Annotated in this window: 19 protein-coding genes, 1 tRNA gene and 1 pseudogene; 14 read left to right on the forward strand and 7 right to left on the reverse strand. The window is 70.1% G+C overall.

Going from position 1 to position 18,954, the window contains the following annotated elements; translation table 11 throughout:
- Nucleotides 1-15: 15 nt before the first annotated feature.
- On the forward strand, nt 16-507 hold the full coding sequence (locus tag Phou_RS22565; RefSeq protein WP_173057826.1) for a DUF4383 domain-containing protein: 492 nt from the start codon (nt 16-18) through the stop codon (nt 505-507).
- Here the strand turns inward: Phou_RS22565 and Phou_RS22570 are convergent.
- Nucleotides 488-1,090, reverse strand: coding sequence for a TetR/AcrR family transcriptional regulator (locus tag Phou_RS22570; protein ID WP_246273821.1), 603 nt, complete (start codon nt 1,088-1,090; stop codon nt 488-490). The genes Phou_RS22565 and Phou_RS22570 overlap by 20 nt on opposite strands.
- 56 nt (nt 1,091-1,146) lie before the next feature.
- Complete coding sequence (locus tag Phou_RS22575) at nt 1,147-2,103, reverse strand: acyl-CoA desaturase (RefSeq protein ID WP_173057828.1); 957 nt, start codon at nt 2,101-2,103, stop codon at nt 1,147-1,149.
- Between the two features lie 174 nt (nt 2,104-2,277).
- On the opposite strand from Phou_RS22575, the gene Phou_RS22580 reads away from it, so the two are divergent.
- The 11 genes from Phou_RS22580 to Phou_RS22625 all read left to right on the forward strand — a co-directional run bounded on the left by Phou_RS22580 (nt 2,278) and on the right by Phou_RS22625 (nt 11,947).
- Nucleotides 2,278-3,018: a helix-turn-helix domain-containing protein gene (locus tag Phou_RS22580; RefSeq protein WP_173057829.1), complete on the forward strand. Its 741-nt coding sequence runs from the start codon at nt 2,278-2,280 to the stop codon at nt 3,016-3,018.
- Nucleotides 3,019-3,066: 48 nt separating this feature from the next.
- Nucleotides 3,067-3,138: transfer RNA gene (locus Phou_RS22585), tRNA-Gln, on the forward strand.
- Nucleotides 3,139-3,245: 107 nt separating this feature from the next.
- On the forward strand, nt 3,246-4,745 hold the full coding sequence (glmU, locus tag Phou_RS22590; protein ID WP_173057830.1) for a bifunctional UDP-N-acetylglucosamine diphosphorylase/glucosamine-1-phosphate N-acetyltransferase GlmU: 1,500 nt from the start codon (nt 3,246-3,248) through the stop codon (nt 4,743-4,745).
- A 37-nt stretch (nt 4,746-4,782) separates the two neighbouring features.
- Nucleotides 4,783-5,763 (forward strand): ribose-phosphate diphosphokinase, encoded by a 981-nt coding sequence (locus Phou_RS22595; protein ID WP_173057831.1) that lies wholly within the window; start codon nt 4,783-4,785, stop codon nt 5,761-5,763.
- A gap of 204 nt (nt 5,764-5,967) precedes the next feature.
- Nucleotides 5,968-6,618, forward strand: a complete 651-nt coding sequence (locus Phou_RS22600) for a 50S ribosomal protein L25/general stress protein Ctc (RefSeq protein WP_173057832.1) — start codon at nt 5,968-5,970, stop codon at nt 6,616-6,618.
- Nucleotides 6,619-6,680: 62 nt separating this feature from the next.
- Nucleotides 6,681-7,262, forward strand: a complete 582-nt coding sequence (gene pth, locus Phou_RS22605) for an aminoacyl-tRNA hydrolase (protein ID WP_371872155.1) — start codon at nt 6,681-6,683, stop codon at nt 7,260-7,262.
- Nucleotides 7,263-7,316: 54 nt separating this feature from the next.
- Nucleotides 7,317-7,853 carry a hypothetical protein gene (locus Phou_RS55030; protein ID WP_308784466.1) on the forward strand — a complete coding sequence of 179 codons (537 nt, stop codon included), beginning with the start codon at nt 7,317-7,319 and terminating at the stop codon, nt 7,851-7,853.
- Nucleotides 7,850-8,821 carry a sugar transferase gene (locus Phou_RS22610; RefSeq protein WP_308784467.1) on the forward strand — a complete coding sequence of 324 codons (972 nt, stop codon included), beginning with the start codon at nt 7,850-7,852 and terminating at the stop codon, nt 8,819-8,821. Before Phou_RS55030 ends, Phou_RS22610 begins: the two co-directional genes overlap by 4 nt.
- On the forward strand, nt 8,821-9,648 hold the full coding sequence (locus Phou_RS22615; protein WP_371872156.1) for a 3'(2'),5'-bisphosphate nucleotidase CysQ: 828 nt from the start codon (nt 8,821-8,823) through the stop codon (nt 9,646-9,648). Before Phou_RS22610 ends, Phou_RS22615 begins: the two co-directional genes overlap by 1 nt.
- Nucleotides 9,649-9,752: 104 nt before the next feature.
- Nucleotides 9,753-10,664, forward strand: coding sequence for a sulfate adenylyltransferase subunit CysD (gene cysD, locus Phou_RS22620; RefSeq protein ID WP_173057834.1), 912 nt, complete (start codon nt 9,753-9,755; stop codon nt 10,662-10,664).
- Nucleotides 10,664-11,947, forward strand: a complete 1,284-nt coding sequence (locus Phou_RS22625; RefSeq protein WP_173057835.1) for a sulfate adenylyltransferase subunit 1 — start codon at nt 10,664-10,666, stop codon at nt 11,945-11,947. Before cysD ends, Phou_RS22625 begins: the two co-directional genes overlap by 1 nt.
- 908 nt (nt 11,948-12,855) lie before the next feature.
- Here the strand turns inward: Phou_RS22625 and galK are convergent.
- A complete protein-coding gene (gene galK / locus Phou_RS22630; protein WP_246273683.1) occupies nt 12,856-13,968 on the reverse strand; it encodes a galactokinase in 1,113 nt (370 codons plus the stop codon).
- Nucleotides 13,965-14,937, reverse strand: a pseudogene (gene galE / locus Phou_RS22635) (UDP-glucose 4-epimerase GalE). The gene galK and the pseudogene galE overlap by 4 nt, the downstream one beginning before the upstream one ends.
- Before the next feature lie 140 nt (nt 14,938-15,077).
- Here galE and Phou_RS22640 point away from each other — a divergent pair.
- Nucleotides 15,078-16,052, forward strand: coding sequence for a hemolysin family protein (locus Phou_RS22640; RefSeq protein WP_173057836.1), 975 nt, complete (start codon nt 15,078-15,080; stop codon nt 16,050-16,052).
- A gap of 20 nt (nt 16,053-16,072) precedes the next feature.
- On the opposite strand, the gene Phou_RS22645 is transcribed toward Phou_RS22640, so the two are convergent.
- Genes Phou_RS22645 through Phou_RS22655 form a run of 3 tightly spaced genes read right to left on the reverse strand, consistent with a single transcriptional unit; the run spans nt 16,073 to nt 17,803 of the window.
- Entirely contained in the window at nt 16,073-16,294 is a 222-nt protein-coding gene (locus Phou_RS22645) for a hypothetical protein (protein WP_173057837.1), read from the reverse strand.
- Nucleotides 16,237-17,268: a WD40/YVTN/BNR-like repeat-containing protein gene (locus Phou_RS22650; RefSeq protein WP_173057838.1), complete on the reverse strand. Its 1,032-nt coding sequence runs from the start codon at nt 17,266-17,268 to the stop codon at nt 16,237-16,239. The genes Phou_RS22645 and Phou_RS22650 overlap by 58 nt, the downstream gene beginning before the upstream one ends.
- Complete coding sequence (locus Phou_RS22655; protein WP_246273684.1) at nt 17,261-17,803, reverse strand: RNA polymerase sigma factor; 543 nt, start codon at nt 17,801-17,803, stop codon at nt 17,261-17,263. The genes Phou_RS22650 and Phou_RS22655 overlap by 8 nt, the downstream gene beginning before the upstream one ends.
- Nucleotides 17,804-17,894: 91 nt before the next feature.
- On the opposite strand from Phou_RS22655, the gene trpS reads away from it, so the two are divergent.
- A complete protein-coding gene (gene trpS, locus Phou_RS22660; RefSeq protein ID WP_218579156.1) occupies nt 17,895-18,950 on the forward strand; it encodes a tryptophan--tRNA ligase in 1,056 nt (351 codons plus the stop codon).
- The last annotated feature ends 4 nt before the right edge of the window (nt 18,951-18,954 follow it).

Consider the following 18,954-nt stretch of genomic DNA (forward strand, 5'->3'; position numbering starts at 1 on the left):
GGTGACAATCCAGGTATGGCGCACATCCCGATCAACCACCCACTGCGACCGCTCTACCGCACGCTCTCCGGACTGATCGGCCTGTACATCCTGGTCTTCGGCATCATCGGCGTCATACAGACCGCCGGTGACCCGCTCTTCGACCGGGGCGACGTGTGGGTGCTCGGCCTCCGCACCAACCTGGCCTTCGCCATCCTGTCGGTCATCTACGGCGCCGTGCTGCTCGCCGCCGCCGTCATCGGCGGCAACGTCGAACACATGGTCAACCTCGGCGCCGGCCTCGTCTTCATCGCAGTCGGGCTGGTCATGATGACGCTCATGCAGACCGACGCCAACATCCTGAACTTCTCGATGGTCAACAGCATCGTGTCGTTCATCTTCGGCCTGCTCGTGCTCACCGCCGGCCTCTACGACAAGGTCGGCTCCGCCGACGACGTCGAAGCCGAAGAACGCTACCGCCACGCCACGAAACCGACGCCCGCCGCCGCTACTTCACGCGGCGAGTGAGCAAGGTCGGCTTCGCCTCCAGGTGAGACAGGCCGTTCCACGCGAGGTTGACCAGGTGCGCCGCCACCGTGTCCTTACGCGGCTTGCGCACCTCCAACCACCAGCGGCCGGTCAACGCCACCATGCCCACCAGCGCCTGCGAATACAGCTCGGCAAGCTTCGGGTCATAACCCCGAGACTTGAACTCCGCCCCCAGAATGTGCTCCACCTGATGCGCCACATCGTTGAGCACGCTGCTGAAATTCCCCGTCGCCGACAGCAGCGGCGACTCCCGCACCAACACCCGGAAACCATCGGTCTCCGACTCGATGTAGTCCAGCAGCGCCAACGCCGCCTGCTCCAGCAGCTCGCGAGGGTGACCAGCCGTCAACGCGTTCGTGATGCGGTCCAACAACGCCCGCACCTCACGGTCGACCACCACCGCGTAAAGGCCCTCCTTGCCGCCGAAATGCTCGTACACGACAGGCTTGGAAACCTTCGCGCGAGACGCGACCTCCTCGATGGAGGTCGCGTCAAACCCGCGCTCCGCGAAAAGCTCACGGCCAATCGCGATCAGCTGCTCGCGGCGCTGCGCCGCGGACATCCGCACCCGGCTACCGGTCTTTCCCGGCACCGCCCCGTTGGCGCTCACGCTGTCAGTCACGAGGCCGGTTTAACCAGCTTCGCTGCCAGACGCTCCGGCTTCGGCCAGCGCACGTTCGACGCCCAACCGAACTTCTCGAAGATCCAGATCGTGCGCGCCGAGATGTCCACCTGACCCCGCAACACACCGTGCCGCGCGCACGTCGGGTCCGCGTGGTGCAGGTTGTGCCAGCTCTCACCGAACGACAGGATCGCCAGCGGCCAGAAGTTCGCCGCCCGGTCGCCCTGACGCATCTCGAACGGACGCTCCCCGTACACATGGCAGATCGAGTTGATCGACCACGTGATGTGGTGCAGCAGGCCGATCCGCACCAACCCCGCCCAGAAGAACGCGGTCAGCGCACCCTGCCACGACCACGTCACAAGCCCACCAGCCGCCGCCGGCGCCACCAGCGAGATCGCCACCAGCAGCGGAAACAGCCGGTCAACCCGGTTGATGTCCTTGTCAGCCACCAGGTCCGGCGCGAACCGGTCACGGTTGGACAACTCGCGGTGGAACAGCCAACCCATGTGCGCAAACCACAGACCCTTGGTCAACGCCCAGAAACCCGTACCGAACCGCCACGGCGAGTGCGGGTCACCCTCCAGATCGGAGAACATGTGGTGCCGGCGGTGATCCGCCACCCACTGCGTGATGTTGCCCTCGACCGCGAACGAGCCGGCCACCGCCAGCGACACCCGCAGCCACCGCTGGGCCTTGAACGACCCGTGCGTGAAGTAGCGGTGGAAACCCACCGTGATGCCAAGGCCGGAAACCGAGTACATCACCAGGAAGATCGCGACGTCGGTCCAACCCAACCAGCCGCCCCAAGCGATGGGCACGGCGGCGAAGACCGCCAGGAAAGGGATCACCACGAAGGCCCACAGGCCGATCAGGATGCCCTTGGACTGGGTGCCGTCGGTGAGCGGCTTGGGATTCTTGACCGGGGTGTCGTCAAGGGTGGCGGTGGTCATGGCACCTCGCTGCGCTGATGTGGGGCTATGGGGCGTCCGGGGGACGAAAGCTACGCCTACGTCACCGTAACTTACGCACCCGTAGTCTGACAGAGTCCTACCCCGATTCTTCGCTGATAATCACCTGAGAAACCGGGCCAACATCACCCGAACGCCAGTTCTAACCTCCTGGCCATGACACACCCCCTCCCCGCCGAAACGCCCCGCCCACGCCGCCACCCCAACGCCAAGGACGAGCTGCGCGCCCAAGCCCTCCAGCTGCGCGGCCAGGGCCGATCCGTCAACGACATCGCCGACCAGCTCGGCGTATCCAAGTCCACCGCCTACCTGTGGGTCCGCCACATCCCCATCGACCAGGACGACGAAGCCGCCCAAGAGCGGCGGCGCGCCCACTCCAAGGCCATGACCGACGCCAGATGGGGCGAGTACCGGGTCGCGCGCGACGAGCTGGAGTCCGGCATCCGCGACAAGGCAACCCAATGGGTCGGCCGGCTCAAGGACCGCGAGCTGTTGATCGCCGGCGCCGTCCTGTACTGGTGCGAGGGCGCGAAGACCAAGCAGTGGCGGAAGCAGACTCACCTCGACTTCGCCAACACCGATCCCATGCTGGTGGAGCTCTACCTCCGGTTCGTGGAGGCGCTAGGAGTCGATCGGCAGCGGCTCAGCTATCGGGTGTACATCCACGAGTCGGCCGATGCGCTCGCCGCGACGCAGTGGTGGGCGGACCGGATCGGCATCGCCGCTGGCGACATGCGGCGACCGAGCATCAAGCGGCACAAGCCATCGACGAAACGCCACAATACGGGCGATGACTACCACGGCTGCCTCATGGTCAAGGTCCCGCGTAGCCGACGCCTCTACGTTCGCGTCGAGGGCCTGATGGCGGGGATTTTCGCGAGCATCGCGCGCCAGTAGGTTCTCTTTGCGATCTGCCGAGCGCTACGCTGGCAGGCGCGAAAGCAGTCGGCTGTGGTGTAATTGGCAGCACTGCGGTTTTTGGTACCGTATGTCCAGGTTCGAGTCCTGGCAGCCGAGCTCTCCACATATGTCCGGTTCGTGACATCGGGCCTTCCGGCGGGGCGCAGACCCCGCGCGACTACCATGAGGCCGCAGCCCAGACCCGCCCCTGAGGGAGCTACCTCGTGACGTCCTCCCAGCCCCGTACCGTCGTCGTCCTTGCCGCCGGTGAGGGCAAGCGGATGAAGTCGGCGCTCCCGAAGGTGCTGCACCCGCTGCTCGGCCGCACCCTCGTCGGCCACGTGCTCGCCGCCGCCGCCGGTCTGCAGGCGCGGCGCACGCTCGTCGTCGTCGGCCACGGCGCCGACCAGGTCACGGAGCATCTCGCCGAGGTGGCGCCGGGCGCGGAGCCGGTGTTGCAGGCGGTGCAGCACGGCACGGGCCATGCGGTGCGGATCGCGCTGGAGGCGGCCGGCGAGGTCGGCGGCACGGTGGTGGTGCTCAACGGTGATGTGCCGTTGCTGCGGCCGGAGACGGTGCGCGACCTGGTGGAGGCGCACGAGGCGGCGGGCCTGGGCGCGACGGTGCTGGCGGCGGAGGTGGCCGATCCGACGGGATTGGGCCGCATCGTGCGGGACGAGTCGGGTCGCCTGGAGCGGATCGTGGAGGAGCGTGACGCGACCGCGGAGCAGCGGGCGATTCGTGAGATCAATGCGGGGATCTACGCGTTTGACGGTGCGGCGTTGCGTGCGGCGTTGGGCAAGTTGTCGACGGACAACGATCAGGGTGAGGAGTACCTGACCGACGTTTTCGGGCTGCTGTCGACGGATGGTCGGGCGGTGGCTGTGCACGTGGCGCCGGATGCGACGGAGACGCTGGGTTGCAATGACCGGGCGGAGCTGGCGGGCTTGCGCGCGTTGTTGCGGGACCGGGTCAACAGGGCGTGGATGCGGGCGGGTGTGACGATTCTGGATCCGGCGACGACGTGGGTGGACGTGTCGGTGGTGCTGGAGCGTGACGTGGTCCTGGATCAGAACACGCAGTTGCGGGGTGCGACGTCGGTGGCGGCGGGTGCGACGGTGGGGCCGGACACGACGTTGATCGACTCGTCGGTGGGCGCGGGTGCGTCGGTGGTGCGTGCGCATTCGGTGGGTGCCGAGGTGGGGCCGGGGGCGAGTGTGGGGCCGTTCGCGTACCTGCGGCCGGGGACCAGGCTGGCGCGTGGTGCGAAGGTTGGCACGTTCGTGGAGACGAAGAACGCGGAGATCGGCGAGGGGTCGAAGGTGCCGCACCTGTCGTATGTGGGTGACGCGACGATCGGTGAGCATTCGAACATCGGGGCGGCTTCGGTGTTCGTCAACTATGACGGGGTGGGCAAGCACCGCACGGTGATCGGCAGTTACGCGCGTACGGGTTCGGACAACATGTTCGTGGCGCCGGTCGAGGTGGGGGACGGGGCGTACACGGGTGCGGGCACGGTGGTCCGGGAGGATGTGCCGCCGGGTGCGTTGGCGGTGTCGGCGGGTGAGCAGCGCACGTTCGAGGGTTGGACGGAGCGTAAGCGGCCGGGTACCCCTTCCGCAGAGGCGGCGGTTCGCGCAAGGGCTGCGAGAGGTGAGACTGCGCACGGCGGGGGCGATGCCGGGCGGGATGGGCTGACCTCGGGAGATACTGCAACCGAGTGACTCGTAGGACCCATTGACCCACGGGAGCGGATTGCCGATGGGCAGCATCGTCGCGGAAAACCGTAAGAGCCTGATGCTCTTCTCCGGTCGCGGTTTTCCGGAGCTTGCCGACGAGATCGGCGCGGCTTTGGGAGTCGCGCCCACACCGACGGATGCGTACGACTTCGCCAACGGCGAGATCTTCGTGCGCTACCGGGAGTCCGTGCGTGGCTCGGACGCGTTCGTGGTGCAGTCGATCTCGCAGGGCGTGAACAAGTGGGTCATGGAGACCCTCATCATGATCGACGCGTTGAAGCGTGGGTCGGCGAAGCGGATCACGGTGGTGTTGCCGTTTTATCCGTACTCGCGGCAGGACAAGAAGCACCGGGGGCGTGAGCCGATCTCGGCGCGGCTGGTGGCGGACCTGTTGAAGACCGCGGGTGCCAACCGGATTTTGACGGTTGACCTGCATACGGCGCAGATCCAGGGTTTCTTCGACGGGCCGGTGGATCACCTGTTCGCGATGGACACGCTCGCGGGGTACGTGGAGCGTAAGTACGCGGGCCGGCCGCTGTCGGTGGTGGCGCCGGATTCGGGTCGGGTGCGGGTGGCCGAGCGGTGGACGGACCGGTTGGGCGGCTGCCCGCTGGCGTTCATCCACAAGACGCGGGATCCGATGAAGCCCAACCAGGTGGTGGCTAACCGGGTGGTGGGTGATGTCGAGGGTCGGGTGTGCCTGATCGTCGACGACATGATCGATACGGGTGGGACGATCACGCGGGCGTCCGACATCTTGTACGACTCGGGTGCGGCGGACGTGGTGGTGGCGTCGACGCACGCGCTGTTGTCGGATCCGGCCACGGAGAAGTTGAAGAACAGCCGGATCAGTGAGCTGGTGGTGACGAACACGTTGCCGTTGCCGGCGGAGAAGCGGCTCGACAAGATCACTGTGTTGTCGATCGCGCCGTTGCTGGCGCGGGCGATCCGTGAGGTGTTCGATGACGGTTCCGTTACGACCCTGTTTGGCGGTTTGAGCTAGACGGGCCTCCCCCGGCGGATCACAGCGTGGGGCTCCGCTAAACTGGATCGGTTGCCACGGCGAGGGTGTCCTGTGGGTCGCTGTTGACACAGCGTTAACCGCAAGGCGCACCGTGATCGACGCGGTGCTCCGGGCCCCTGCCCCGCGCGCCCCCGCCCGGCACCGCCGACCTCTGCAGCAAGACGAAACATCAGGAGTACTCCCGTGTCCGAGGTAAAGATCAGCGCCGAGCCCCGCACCGAGTTCGGCAAGGGCGGTGCCCGTCGCACCCGTCGGGCCGGCAAGGTGCCCGCCGTCCTTTACGGCCATGGTGAGAAGCCGCAGCACATCGCGCTTCCCGCCCGCGAGTTCGCCGCTGCCATCCGGCACGGCGGTCTCAACCAGGTCTTCGCGATCGACATCGTGGGCGCCAGCACGACGCTGGCCCTGCCGAAGGCGATCCAGCGTGACCCGATCAAAGACACCTTCGAGCACGTCGACCTGCTGATCGTCAAGCGCGGCGAAAAGGTGACCGTCGACGTTCCGGTGCAGCTGACCGGTGAGGCTGCCCGCGGCACGCTGGTGGTCACCGAGAGCACGACGCTTTCGGTCACCGCTGAGGCGCTGCACCTGCCCGATCACCTGGAGGCCTCGATCGAGGGCCTGGAGTCGGGTTCGCGGGTTACCGCCGCCGACGTCCCGCTGCCGCGTGGCACGGAGTTGGCCGCCGACCCCGAGCTGGTCATCGCCATGGTGACCGTGGCGCCGAGCGCCGAGGATCTGGAGGGCGAGACCGCCGAGGCCGTTACCGAGGAAGAGGCCACCGAGGAGGAGTCCTCCGAGGAGCAGCCGGCCGAGGCCGCCGCGTCGGCCTGATTCGACAGGCGATGAAAGGGGGCCCCTGCCGGGCCCCCTTTTGCGTATGAAAAGGCAGCGTGATGGACGAGAGCTGGCTCGTGGTGGGGCTGGGCAACCCCGGCCGGGAGTACACGGGCAACCGGCACAACGTCGGCTTCATGGTGGCTGACCTGCTGGCGAAGCGGATGGGTGCGCGTTTCGGCCGGCACAAGCGGGCGGTGGCGGATGTGGCGGAGGGGCGCCTGGTGCCGGGTGGGCCGCGGCTGGTGCTGGCAAAGCCGTTGACGTACATGAACCTGTCCGGTGGACCGGTGGCCGCGCTGTCCCAGTTCTACAAGATTCCCGTGGGCAACATCGTGGCCGTTCATGACGAGCTGGACCTGGGGTTCGGCACGGTGCGGGCGAAGGTCGGCGGCGGCGAGGGCGGTCACAACGGGCTGCGTTCGATGTCAAAGTCCTTGGGCAGCAAGGACTATGTGCGGGTGCGCTTCGGGATCGGGCGGCCGCCGGGCCGGCAGGATCCGGCTGATTACGTGCTGTCGGACTTCTCGTCGACGGAGCGCAAAGAGTTGGAGTTCCTGGTCGATCGGGCGGCTGATGTCGCCGATGTGGTTGTCACTCGCGGTGTGGAAGTTGCACAGAACGCCTATAACGGGGCGTGACGCTCAGACCGGTCAGCGCGTTGGTCACGACAGACGCGATCATCGGGGGGCAGGGTGCGGCAGCTGTGGGACGTCGATGAGCTGGACCTCTTTCCCACGCCGCTGCCGTCCCGTGCCGCGGCTCGCCCGCTGCGGCGGGTGCCCGGGCGGCATGTGGCTCTCCCGAGGCGCGGGGCGTGGGAGTCGCGGTACGTACGCCGCCTGCTGATCGGTGACCTGCTCGTCGGGCTGGGTGCGGGTGCGCTGGCGTTCGAGGTGCGTTTCGGGCAGACGGTGACCTCGTACAACCGGGTGTACCTGCTGCTGTCGCTGCTGTTGCCGGCGTTGCTGGTGGGGATGCTCGCGCTGCACCACACCTACGAGCGGCGCTTCCTGTACGTCGGCGCCGAGGAGTACCAGCGCGTCATCCGCTCGGGTCTCAGCCTCATCGCGGCGGCCGCCATCGTGTCGTACGCCTTCGACCTGCCCACCGCCCGCTTCTACGTGCTTGTGGCGCTGCCGGTCGCGACGGCGGGCACGCTGGCGGTGCGGTTCGCGGCCCGCAAGCAGCTGCACCGGGCGCGTGAGCGGGGGAGTGCCTGCGCCGCGTGATCGTGGTGGGGCACGAGCTGGCGGTCGTGCACATCACGCGGCAGCTGCGGCGTGAGCGGTACCACGGCTTGGAGGTTGTCGGCGCGTGCCTGCCGGCCGGGGGTGACGGCGCGGTCGGGCTGCCGGTGTACGGCACGTTCGACGACGTGGCCCTCGCCGTGGACGCCGCCGCCGCGGACACGGTGATCGTGCTTTCCTGCCCGGAGCTGGACGGCCATGCGCTGCGGCGGCTGGCGTGGCGGCTGGAGCGCGACGAGGTGGACCTGATCGTGGCGAGTGCGCTGGTGGACGTGGCCGGCGACCGTACGACGATCCGTCCGGTCGACGGGCTGCCGATGCTGCACGTCGAGCACCCGCGGCTGGAGGGTGGTGCGCGGGTGGTGAAGGAGATCGTGGATCGGGTGGGGGCGGCGGCGCTGCTCGCGCTTTTGTCGCCGCTGTTACTGACTCTTGCTGTCCGTATCCGTCGGGACTCGGCCGGGCCGGTATTCTTCCGTCAGGTTCGGGTGGGCCGGGACGGGCAGCCATTCGTGATGTTCAAGTTCCGCAGCATGTACCTCGACGCTGAGGCGCGGCTCGCGGAGATCCGTCACCTGAATGAGCACGACGGTGTGCTCTTCAAGGTGCGCAACGACCCGCGGGTGACGCCCGTCGGTCGGTGGCTGCGCCGCCTGTCGCTCGACGAGCTGCCGCAGTTGTTCAACGTGCTATGTGGCCAGATGTCGCTGGTGGGCCCGCGCCCGCCGTTGCCGGAGGAGGTGGCGGCCTACCCGGACGACGTCCGGCGCCGGCTCGCGGTCAAGCCCGGCATGACCGGGTTGTGGCAGGTTTCCGGTCGATCGGACCTGCCGTGGGAGGAGGCGGTCCGCTTGGACCTGCGGTACGTGGAGAACTGGTCCTTGTCGTTCGACCTCGTCATCATGGCGCGCACCGTGTCGGCGGTCGCCAGGTCCGCGGGGGCGTACTGATGGCGCCCCCGGTGATCGACGGCGCGTTCGCCCGGTGGCTCGCCGCGCGCGCCGGTGAGCTGCTGCTGGAAGTGCGGGCCGAGCGCGGGCACGAAGACCCGGCGGCGTTGAAGGCGGCCGGCGACAAGCTTTCGCATGACCTGATCCGCACCGAGCTGGCGCGGTGGCGCCCGGCCGACGCGGTGCTGTCTGAGGAGGACGACCACGCGCGCAAGGCGTGGGTCGAGGGTGACGGGCCGAAGCCACCGGCCCGCCTCGAGTCCGACCGCGTGTGGATCATCGATCCGCTCGACGGCACTCGCGAGTTCGCCGAGGAGGGGCGGACCGACTGGGCGGTGCACGTCGCGTTGTGGTCGAAGCAGGCTAGCGGTCCGCTCAAGCTCGCGGCGGGCGCGGTCGCGCTGCCCGCGCAGCACCGGGTGGTGGGCACCGACTACCCGCCGGCGTACCCGCCGATGACCCTCTCCGCCGCCAGCGGCGGACCGGTGCGCCTCGCGGCGAGCCGCAGCCGGCCCCCGGCGTTCCTGGCCGCGGTCGCGGAGGAGGTGCGCGCGGAGCTCGTGCCGATGGGGTCCGCCGGCGCCAAGATCGCCGCGGTCATCAGCGGCGAGGTCGACGGGTACGTGCACGCCGGCGGCCAGTACGAGTGGGACTCGGCCGCGCCGGTCGCTGTGGCGACTGCCACGGGGCTGCATGCTTCCCGGATCGACGGGTCCGCGCTGAAATACAATCAGGCCGATCCCCGCCTGCCGGATCTGCTGGTGTGCCGCAAGGACCTCGCTCCCCGGCTGCTGGCCGCGGTGCGGCGACAGCTGCAGGTAGAGTGATCCGGAGTTAACCAACCGGAAAGGTCTGGAACCGTGAGCGAGCGCAGCGAGCGTGCCGTCAAACGCAGCGCGGACGGGCGCCGAGCGACGGAGCGTGGTTGGCGATGAGCGGAGCTCAGACGTACCGGGTTTCCCACCTGGCCGCGCTCGAAGCCGAGAGCATCTTCATCATGCGCGAGGTCGTCGCCGAGCTTGAGCGGCCGGTGCTGCTCTTCTCCGGCGGCAAGGACTCGATCGTGATGCTGCGCCTGGCGGAAAAGGCGTTCGCGCCGGCCCGCATCCCGTTCCCGGTGATGCACGTCGACACGGGGCACAACTTCCCCGAGGTCCTCGCCTACCGGGACACCCGCGTCGCCGACCTGGGCCTGCACCTTGTCGTCGCGAGCGTCCCGGAGGCGCTGGAGGCCGGCCTGGTCCGCGAGCCGGCCGACGGCTCGCGCAACCGCATCCAGACCCCGGTGCTGCTCGCCGCCGTGGAAAAGTACCGTTTCGACGCGCTCTTCGGCGGTGCCCGCCGCGACGAGGAGAAGGCCCGGGCCAAGGAGCGGGTGTTCAGCTTCCGCGACGACTTCGGCCAGTGGGACCCCAAAAACCAGCGCCCCGAGCTGTGGTCGCTCTACAACGGCCGGCACCACCCGGGCGAGTCGATCCGCGTCTTCCCGCTGTCCAACTGGACCGAGCTCGACGTCTGGCACTACATCGCCGCCGAGGGCCTCGCGCTGCCGGAGATCTACTACGCGCACGAGCGTGAGGTGATCGAGCGCGACGGCATGCTGTACGCGGTCAACGAGTTCTTCACCGCGCGCGCCGGCGAGACAGCGTTCACCGAGACCGTGCGATACCGCACGGTCGGCGACGCGTCCTGCACCGCCGCCGTCCGGTCCACCGCCGACTCCGTGGAAAAGGTGATCGAGGAGGTCGCCGCCACCCGCATCACCGAGCGCGGCGCCACCCGCGGCGACGACCGGGTCAGCGAGGCCGCGATGGAAGACCGCAAGCGGGAGGGCTACTTCTGATGACCGCGTCCGTCACCGAGACACGCACGATGGACCTGCTCCGCTTCGCCACCGCGGGCTCGGTCGACGACGGCAAGTCCACCCTGATCGGGCGGCTGCTCTACGACACCAAGTCGCTGTTCACCGACCAGCTGGAGGCCGTCGAGGCGGTCAGCCTGGCCCGCGGCGACGAGTACACCAACCTGGCGCTGCTCACCGACGGCCTGCGCGCCGAGCGGGAGCAGGGCATCACGATCGACGTGGCCTACCGTTACTTCGCGACCCCGCGGCGCAAGTTCATCATCGCGGACACCCCCGGCCACATCCAGTACACGCGCAACATGGTCACCGGCGCCTCCACCGCCGACCTGGCGCTGATCCTCGTGGACGCCCGCAAGGGCCTTGTCGAGCAGTCGCGGCGGCACGCGTTCCTCTGCTCGCTGCTGCGCGTGCCGCACGTGGTCCTGTGCGTCAACAAGATGGACCTCGTCGACTGGTCGCAGGAGGTCTACGAGCGGATCGCCGACGAGTTCACGAGCTTCGCGGCCAAGCTCGAAGCGCCCGACCTCACGGTCATCCCGATCTCCGCGCTGCACGGCGACAACATCGTCAGCCGCTCCGACAAGACCCCGTGGTACGAAGGCCCGTCCCTGCTGCACCACCTCGAGCACGTGCACATAGCCTCCGACCGCAACCTCGTCGACGTGCGCTTCCCCGTGCAGTACGTGATCCGTCCCCAGTCCACCACCGTCACCGACTACCGCGGCTACGCCGGCCAGGTCGCCTCCGGCGTGCTCAAGCCGGGCGACGAGGTGATGGTGCTGCCCTCCGGCCTGACCAGCCGCATCGCCGCGATCGACACCGCCGACGGCCCGGTCACCGAGGCGTACCCCCCGATGTCGGTCACCGTCCGCCTCGAAGACGAGATCGACATCTCCCGCGGCGACCTGATCTGCCGCCCGCACAACGCGCCCGCCGTGGCACAGGACATCGAGGCGATGGTCTGCTGGATGGACGAGAGCCGCCCGCTCACCGTCGGCGGCAAGTACGCGGTCAAGCACACCACCCGCGCCGCCCGCGCCGTGGTCCGCGGCCTGCAGTACCGCCTCGACGTCAACTCGCTGCACCGCGACGAGAGCGCCACCCAGCTCACCCTCAACGAGATCGGCCGCATCCGCCTGCGCACCACGGTCCCGCTCCTCGCCGACGAGTACCGCCGCAACCGCACCACCGGCGGCTTCATCCTCATCGACGAGACCACCAACCGCACGGTCGGCGCCGCCATGATTATCGAGACCTCCTAGAAGCGGATATGCCCCGGTCCGCCTCACCTGCGGACCGCACGCTCCCGCGGGCACCGCTGCGGTCGGCGGCTCGCCAGGGCTCGCCGAATCCCCCGACCTCCGCTGCCAGGCCCGCGGGTCCAGCCCAAGCTGGTGCGCACCGCGGCCCGGTCCGGGCCCAAGCAGGGGCGCCCGCCCGGATGGCGCACGCTAGTGGCGGCCGGAAAGTGCGCACGCTAGTGGCGGCCGGAAGTGCGGCCGCTGACACCGGCCGCTCGGCCGGGTCGGCCGGTCCCGCTTGGCGTCGGCTGGTCCGCGCGGGGTGGGCTGGTCCGCGCGGGGTGGGCTGGTCCGCGCGGGGTGGGCTGGTCCGCGCGGGTCGGCGGGTCCGCGGACCCGCGCTCAGGTCGTTGATGGCTGGCGCCGTCCCGGACATGCCGCGCCGATCGAGGGCGGACCCGCGTTCTGGGCAGTGGTCACCGGCGGGTGTGCCGGACACGCCGCGCCGATCGGGGGCCGCGGCCGGGCGGTCCGTCGATCGGGGGGCCTGGCGTGCCCGGTCAGCCTGGCTACCGCGGCGGCGACGGCCCCGCGCCACTGCGGCCGGCTAGGGAGCTGTGTGGTCAAGGTGGGCGAATCCGTCCACAACCGAGGGGGATGGTCGCCGTCGCTGACGCCGATCTGGGTGGCCGCAGGGGTGAACAAACGGTCTGGACCACGCTGGTTCCTTGATCGGTGTCAACAAAGGCCCCTCACAGCAGATCGTGGTCGTTTGCTGCCCTGTAGGGGCAGTAGACGTCCACGATCTCAACGGGACCCGGGATTGAGCTTGCCCACCGCGGAGGGTGAGGCCGCGGGAGCAACGGTCCGGACCACGACGGGCGTCGCGGTAGCCCGGATCTGCTTCGAATTAGATCTTCTGAAACGGGCTACCACGATGGCAGGCGGACCGCGCCTGGGCCGGGGACCGCGACGAAAGGCTCGGGAGCGTGGTAGCCGCGCTCCGCGAAGGCGGCGGCGACCGCGGCCGTGACCTTGTCGGTGGCGTCCGCGTCGACCAGGGCCAGCACGCAGCCGCCGAAGCCGCCGCCGGTCATGCGGGCGCCGTAGGCGCCGGCGGACAGGGCGGCCTCGACCGCGGTGTCCACCTCCGGGACGGTGATCTCGAAGTCGTCGCGCATCGAGGTGTGTGAGGCGGTCATCAGCGGGCCGATCTCGCGCACCCGGTCTTCGCGCAGCAGCGCCACCGTGTCCAGGACCCGCTGGTCTTCGGTGACCACGTGGCGGGCCCGGCGCCGCAGCTCCGGTGAGGTCAGCGCGGACAGCGAGTCGAGCGTCGCGTCGCGCAGGGCCCGCAGGCCCAGAGCGCGGGCGGCCTCCTCGCAGGCGGCGCGGCGAGCCGCGTACTCCCCGGTGACGTGGCGGTGCGGCGCCTTCGTGTCGATGACCAGCACCGCGAGGCCGGCGCTCGCCACGTCGAACGGGATGTGCTCGACCTCGAGCGTCCGGCAGTCGAGAAACAGCGCGTGGCCCTCGCGGCAGCGGATCGACGCGGACTGGTCCATGATCCCGCAGGGCATGCCGGCGTAGTCGTTTTCCGCGCGCTGCGCCAGCGCCGGCCGCTCGTCCACCGGCAGGTCGAGCCCGCCCAGGTCGACGAGGGCGGTGAGCACCGACGACTCCAGCGCCGCCGACGACGACAGGCCGGCGCCCAGCGGCACGTCCGAGGTGATGGCCATCCGGGCGCCGGGCACGTCGAACCCGGCCTCGCGCAGCACCCACACCACGCCGGCCACGTACGCGCCCCAGCCCGACACGTGCTCGGACAGGTCGAACGTGATCTGCTCGTCAGCCTGCTCCGACCAGACCGTCCACTCGGGAGTGTCCACTCGGGACGCCCCGACGACCGTGCGCTGCGGCAGCGCGAACGGGAGCACAAAACCGTCGTTGTAGTCGGTGTGCTCACCGATCAGGTTGACCCGCCCGGGCGCCGCCCAGGCGCCGTCGGGCTCGGACCCGTACACCTCCACGAACTGCTTCACGATACGTGCTCCTGGTAGAAGGCCCACGCGTCGGAGACCATGTCGTGCAGCGTGGTCTTGACCGGAGTCCAGCCCAGCTCCTCGCGGGCCAGGTCGGAGGAGGCCACCAGTGCGGCCGGGTCGCCGGAGCGGCGGGGGCGATCTCGACGGGCAGCGGGTGGCCGGTGACCTCGCGGACCACCTCGGCCACCTTGCGGTTGGAGAAGCCGCTGCCGCTGCCCAGGTTGTAGATCTTGTGCTCGCCGGGGGTGGCCTTGTCGAGCGCGAGCAGGTGGGCGCGGGCCAGGTCCTCGACGTGGATGTAGTCGCGCACGCAGGTGCCGTCGTCGGTCGGGTAGTCGTCGCCGAAGATCTGGAGCTTGTCCCGCGTGCCGGCGGCGACCTGCAGCGCGATCGGGATCAGGTGGGTCTCCGGGTCGTGCCGCTCACCGATCGACACCCCGGCCGCAGGTAGGCGCCGGCCACGTTGAAGTACCGCAGCGACACGGCGGCCAGCTCGTGCGCGAACGCCTCCGACGTCAGCGCCAGGTCGAACGCCAGCTTCGTCGCCCCGTACGTGCTCGTGGGGTGCTTGACCGCCGTCTCGCGGATGGGCAGCTCGGTCGGGTTGCCGTACACCGCGGCGGTCGAGGAGAAGACGAACCGCCGCACACCGGCCGCACGCACCGCGTCGAGCAGGGCGAGCGAGCCGATCACGTTGTCGTCCCAGTACAGCTCGGGCTTGGCCATCGACTCGCCGGCCGCGATCAGGCCGGCGAAGTGGAGCACCCCGTCGAAGCCCGCCTCCGGCGTGATCACCTGCGCCGCGTCGTGGATCGACCCCCGCACGAACGTGGCCTCCGGCGGGACCGCGACCGCGTGCCCCGTGCGCAGGTCGTCGAGGACGACCACCTCGTGGCCGGCGTCGAGGAGCATCCGGCTGACGACGCTGCCGACGTATCCGGCGCCGCCGGTGACGAGCAGTTTCACGAAGGTGGCCTCTCTCCTGGAACGTGTGGCGCGTTGGCAAGGCTACGACCCCTACTATTCCACCAGATTCGAGCAAGAGTAAACAAGTTCGAACACTGGCCGGGAAAGCACGCTCGCCGGCGCCTGTCTACCATTTCCCCATGCAGGAGACGGGCGGCGGCAACGCCGGGCCCCGACGACATACAAGATCGTCGGGGCGTTCCCGACGAGAGCCCGGTCCGGTGAGGCGCGCCGCCGCCCGGATCGTCATCCGGCTGGCCGACGCGGTCGCCGGACTGCTCGGAGCCGACCGCACCGCCGGCCGCGAGCAGATCAGCGAGGCCGAGCTGCGCGACCTGGTCGCGGCCAACACGCTCCTCGACCCGGTGGAACGCCGGATCATCGACGAGGTGCTCACCGCCGGCGCCAGCCTGGTCCGCGAGGTGATGATGCCGCGCACCGACGTTACCTTTCTCGACGCCGGGCTCACCCTTGACGAGGCGGCCCGGATGGTACGGGCGGAGACCCACACGCGATACCCCGTGATCGACGGCACACACGACGACGTCGTGGGCTTCGTCCACCTGCGCGACCTGCTGATCCGCCCGCCGGGCGACGGGCGTGGCACGGTCCGCGAGCTGACCCGCGAGGTCAAGCGGCTGCCCGGCAGCAAGCGGGTCCTCGCCGCCCTCTCCGAGATGCGCCGCGAGCGGCACCACCTCGCCGTGGTCGTCGACGAGTACGGGGGAACCGCCGGCATCGTCACCCTCGAAGACCTCATCGAGGAGCTGGTCGGGGAGATCCACGACGAGTACGACGCGGCGCCCGACCCGGCCTCCGCCGGCGCCGAGGTCGACGGGCGGCTCAACCTCGCCGACTTCGCCGAGCGCGCCGGCTTCCCGCTGCCCACCGGTCCGTACGAGACGGTCGGCGGCTTCGTGATGGCGCGGCTGGGCCGGCTCCCGCTCGTCGGCGACGAGGTGACCGCCGTCGTGCCGGAAGACGGCGACGGCGAGCCGGCCGCGTGGCGGCTGCGCGTGCTCGAGCTCGACGGCCGCCGGGTGGCCCGGGTGGGCCTCGCCGTACACGCGCCGCCCCGCCGCCCGTGCCGGCCTCACGCGTCCCGGTCGAGGTGACCTTGACGGAAAACGCGTAGTCAGTACACCTGGAGCTTGCGCCAGGTCGAGCCGTCCGCCGAAAACGCGGTCCAGTGCGAGCCGAACAGGTCGTACGCCACGTAACCGGACGGCGCCCGGACGATCCGCCCGATCTGCGGGAGGCTGCCGTCGGCCTGGCTGAACGTGCGGCCGTCGTCCTCGCTCAGGTACCACCGGTGGTCGAGGCCCACCGCCAGCAGCCGCCCGTCCAGCAGCGGCACCACCTCGCCGGACAGCCCGTGCGGGGTGGTGACCCGCCCGTGCCGGTGGGTGCAAACAGGCGGCCCGCGTCGCTCGAGCGGTAGATCGCCGAGATCTCCCGGTCCGGGCCGAGCACCGTCACATACACGCGGTTGCCGAGCACCGACACCTGCGCGGTCGAGCCGGCCGCGGCGAACTCGTGCACCTCCCAGCCGCGCCCGCCGTCGCGGGTGACCGCCGCCGCCGGACGCCCGTCCCGGGTGCCGCCGACCCACCACCCGCCGGTCGCCGTCGGGGCTCCCGCCACCCAGTTGACCGCCATCCGCTCCGGCTGGCTGGTCAGCTCGCCGCGGTCGCCGTACATCGAGCTCCAGACCTCGATCGCCCCGCCAGCGCCCAGCCGCAGCAGCTGGCCCTCGGCGACGGTCGAGGCGGGGCCGGTGCCGCGGCCGACGGCCTGCCAGGTCTGCGCGCCGTCGGTCGTGACGTAACCGCCGAGCACGACCCGCCCGTCGGAGAACGCGGCCAGATCCGCGGCGGCGTCCCGCGCGGGCGGCATCGCGGCGAGCCGCCAGGTGATCCCGCCGTCGGTGCTGCGGGCCAGGCTCGCCGGGCAGGGATCCTCGCCCGCCAGGCACTCCACCAGCGCGTACCCGTTGTCCGGGTCGGCGAACGCGACGTCGGTGACCCGGCCGCGCGGGTCGAGTACCCGGTCGCCGGTCAGGCCGTTGATCGTGATGCCGGCGTCCGTGTAGACGACGCCCGGCGACGGGCTGGGCTCGGCCACCGGCGCCGGCTCGGCGTCGGTGCTCCACGGCCGCAGGCCCGCGAAGCCGGCCACCGCCAGCACGGCCAGCGCCGCCCCCGCGCGCCGCGCCCGCCGGCGGCGCCGGATGCTCGCCGCGCGCCCGGCGATGAGCGGAAGCGGCGGCTGCTCGATCGTGTCGATCAGCGCCTCGCGCTCGCGGGCGAGCCGGGTCGAAAGATCAGGCACGGGCCACCTCCGTCGAGCTGGTGCCGAGGTCGCGGTAGTCGCCGAGCCGTTCGGCGAGGGCCGCCCGGCCGCGCGACAGCCGGGACTTCACCGTGCCGACCGGCACCTCCAGCACCGCCGCCACCTCCTCGACAGGCAGGTCGGCGAAGTAGTGCAGCACGATCACCTCGCGGTACGTGGTGGGTATTCCGGCGAGCGCGTCCCGCAGGTCGGCCCGCTCGGGCCCCGGCGCCGGCTCGACAGTGCGGGCGATCGGGCGGTCGCGGAGCAGGATCGTGTCCAGCAGCTTGCGGCGCCGCCACCGCCGGCGGACCACGTTGATCGCCACCGTCCGCAGCCACGCCTCCGGGTTGTCCACGTCGGTCAGCCCGCGCGGCCGGGCCAACGCCCGGGCGAATGCCTCCTGCACCACGTCCTGCGCCTCCGTCAGATCGGTGGTGAACGCGTAGACCTGCGCGACCAAGCGCCGGTAACAGGCGTGGTAAAGCTCGCCCATCGCCTGTTCCGCCGCGGTCCGCGCGTCCCGTCCCGGCACGACCACCGCCCTCTTGTGAGATCTCTGTGCATACGAGCCGTGGCCGGCTTCGGCGGTTCCGGCCACTGCTGTCAGAATGGCCGGCATGTCGGTGTCTGACGCAACCCCCCGCCCACGGGTGCTTTCCGGCATCCAGCCGACCGCCGACTCATTCCATCTGGGTAACTATCTTGGCGCGGTGCGCAACTGGGTCGCCATGCAGGAAACCCACGACACCTTCTACTGCGTCGTCGACCTCCACGCGATCACGATGGGCCACGACCCCGCGCTGCTGCGGCAGCGCACGCGGCTGTCGGCGGCCCAGCTGCTCGCGGCCGGCCTCGACCCGGAGCGGTGCACGCTCTTCGTGCAGTCGCACGTGCCCGAGCACCCGCAGCTGAGCTGGGTGATGAGCTGCATCACCGGGTTCGGCGAGGCGAGCCGGATGACCCAGTTCAAGGACAAGTCGGCCAAGCAGGGCACCGACCGGGCCAGCGTCGGCCTTTTCACGTACCCGATCCTGCAGGCCGCCGACATCCTGCTCTACCAGGCCGACGCGGTGCCGGTCGGCGAAGACCAGCGGCAGCACCTGGAGCTCACCCGCGACCTGGCGCAGCGCTTCAACACGCTGTTCGGCAAGACGTTCACGGTCCCGTCGGCGTTCATCGTGCGCGACACCGCCAAGATCACCGACCTGCAGGAGCCGACCGCCAAGATGTCCAAGTCGGCCTCGTCGCCGGCCGGCATCATCGAGCTGCTGGAAGACCCGGCCCGCTCGGCGAAGAAGATCCGCTCGGCGGTCACCGACACCGGGCGCGAGATCATCTTCGACCCGGCGGCCAAGCCGGGCGTCTCCAACCTGCTGACGATCTACTCGGCGCTCACCGGCCGCCCGATCGACGACCTCGTCGGCGCGTACGACGGCAAGGGCTACGGCGACCTCAAGAAGGACCTCGCCGAGGTCGTGGTCGAGTTCGTGCGGCCGGTGCAGGAGCGCACCCGGGCGTACCTCGACGACCCCGCCCAGCTCGACAAGCTGCTCGCGATCGGTGCGGAGAAAGCCCGCGCGGTCGCCGTCGAGACGCTGCGCGCGGCGTACGACAAGGTCGGCTTCCTCGCGCCGGCGAAAAACATCCAGCACAGCCTGGCGCCGGCGCGGAACGCGTAGCCGG

Source organism: Phytohabitans houttuyneae (assembly GCF_011764425.1).
Classification (GTDB): domain Bacteria; phylum Actinomycetota; class Actinomycetes; order Mycobacteriales; family Micromonosporaceae; genus Phytohabitans; species Phytohabitans houttuyneae.

Excerpts from the sequence above, each read along its gene's own strand:
- pth (WP_371872155.1), top strand. The coding sequence starts at position 6,681 with ATGGACGAGAGCTGGCTCGTGGTGGGGCTGGGCAACCCCGGCCGGGAG.
- Phou_RS22615 (WP_371872156.1), top strand. The coding sequence starts at position 8,821 with ATGGCGCCCCCGGTGATCGACGGCGCGTTCGCCCGGTGGCTCGCCGCG.
- Phou_RS22580 (WP_173057829.1), top strand. The coding sequence starts at position 2,278 with ATGACACACCCCCTCCCCGCCGAAACGCCCCGCCCACGCCGCCACCCC.
- cysD (WP_173057834.1), top strand. The coding sequence starts at position 9,753 with ATGAGCGGAGCTCAGACGTACCGGGTTTCCCACCTGGCCGCGCTCGAA.
- Phou_RS22570 (WP_246273821.1), bottom strand. The coding sequence starts at position 1,090 with ATGTCCGCGGCGCAGCGCCGCGAGCAGCTGATCGCGATTGGCCGTGAG.
- Phou_RS22575 (WP_173057828.1), bottom strand. The coding sequence starts at position 2,103 with ATGACCACCGCCACCCTTGACGACACCCCGGTCAAGAATCCCAAGCCG.
- Phou_RS22595 (WP_173057831.1), top strand. The coding sequence starts at position 4,783 with ATGGGCAGCATCGTCGCGGAAAACCGTAAGAGCCTGATGCTCTTCTCC.
- Phou_RS22625 (WP_173057835.1), top strand. The coding sequence starts at position 10,664 with ATGACCGCGTCCGTCACCGAGACACGCACGATGGACCTGCTCCGCTTC.
- Phou_RS22640 (WP_173057836.1), top strand. The coding sequence starts at position 15,078 with ATGCAGGAGACGGGCGGCGGCAACGCCGGGCCCCGACGACATACAAGA.
- Phou_RS22565 (WP_173057826.1), top strand. The coding sequence starts at position 16 with ATGGCGCACATCCCGATCAACCACCCACTGCGACCGCTCTACCGCACG.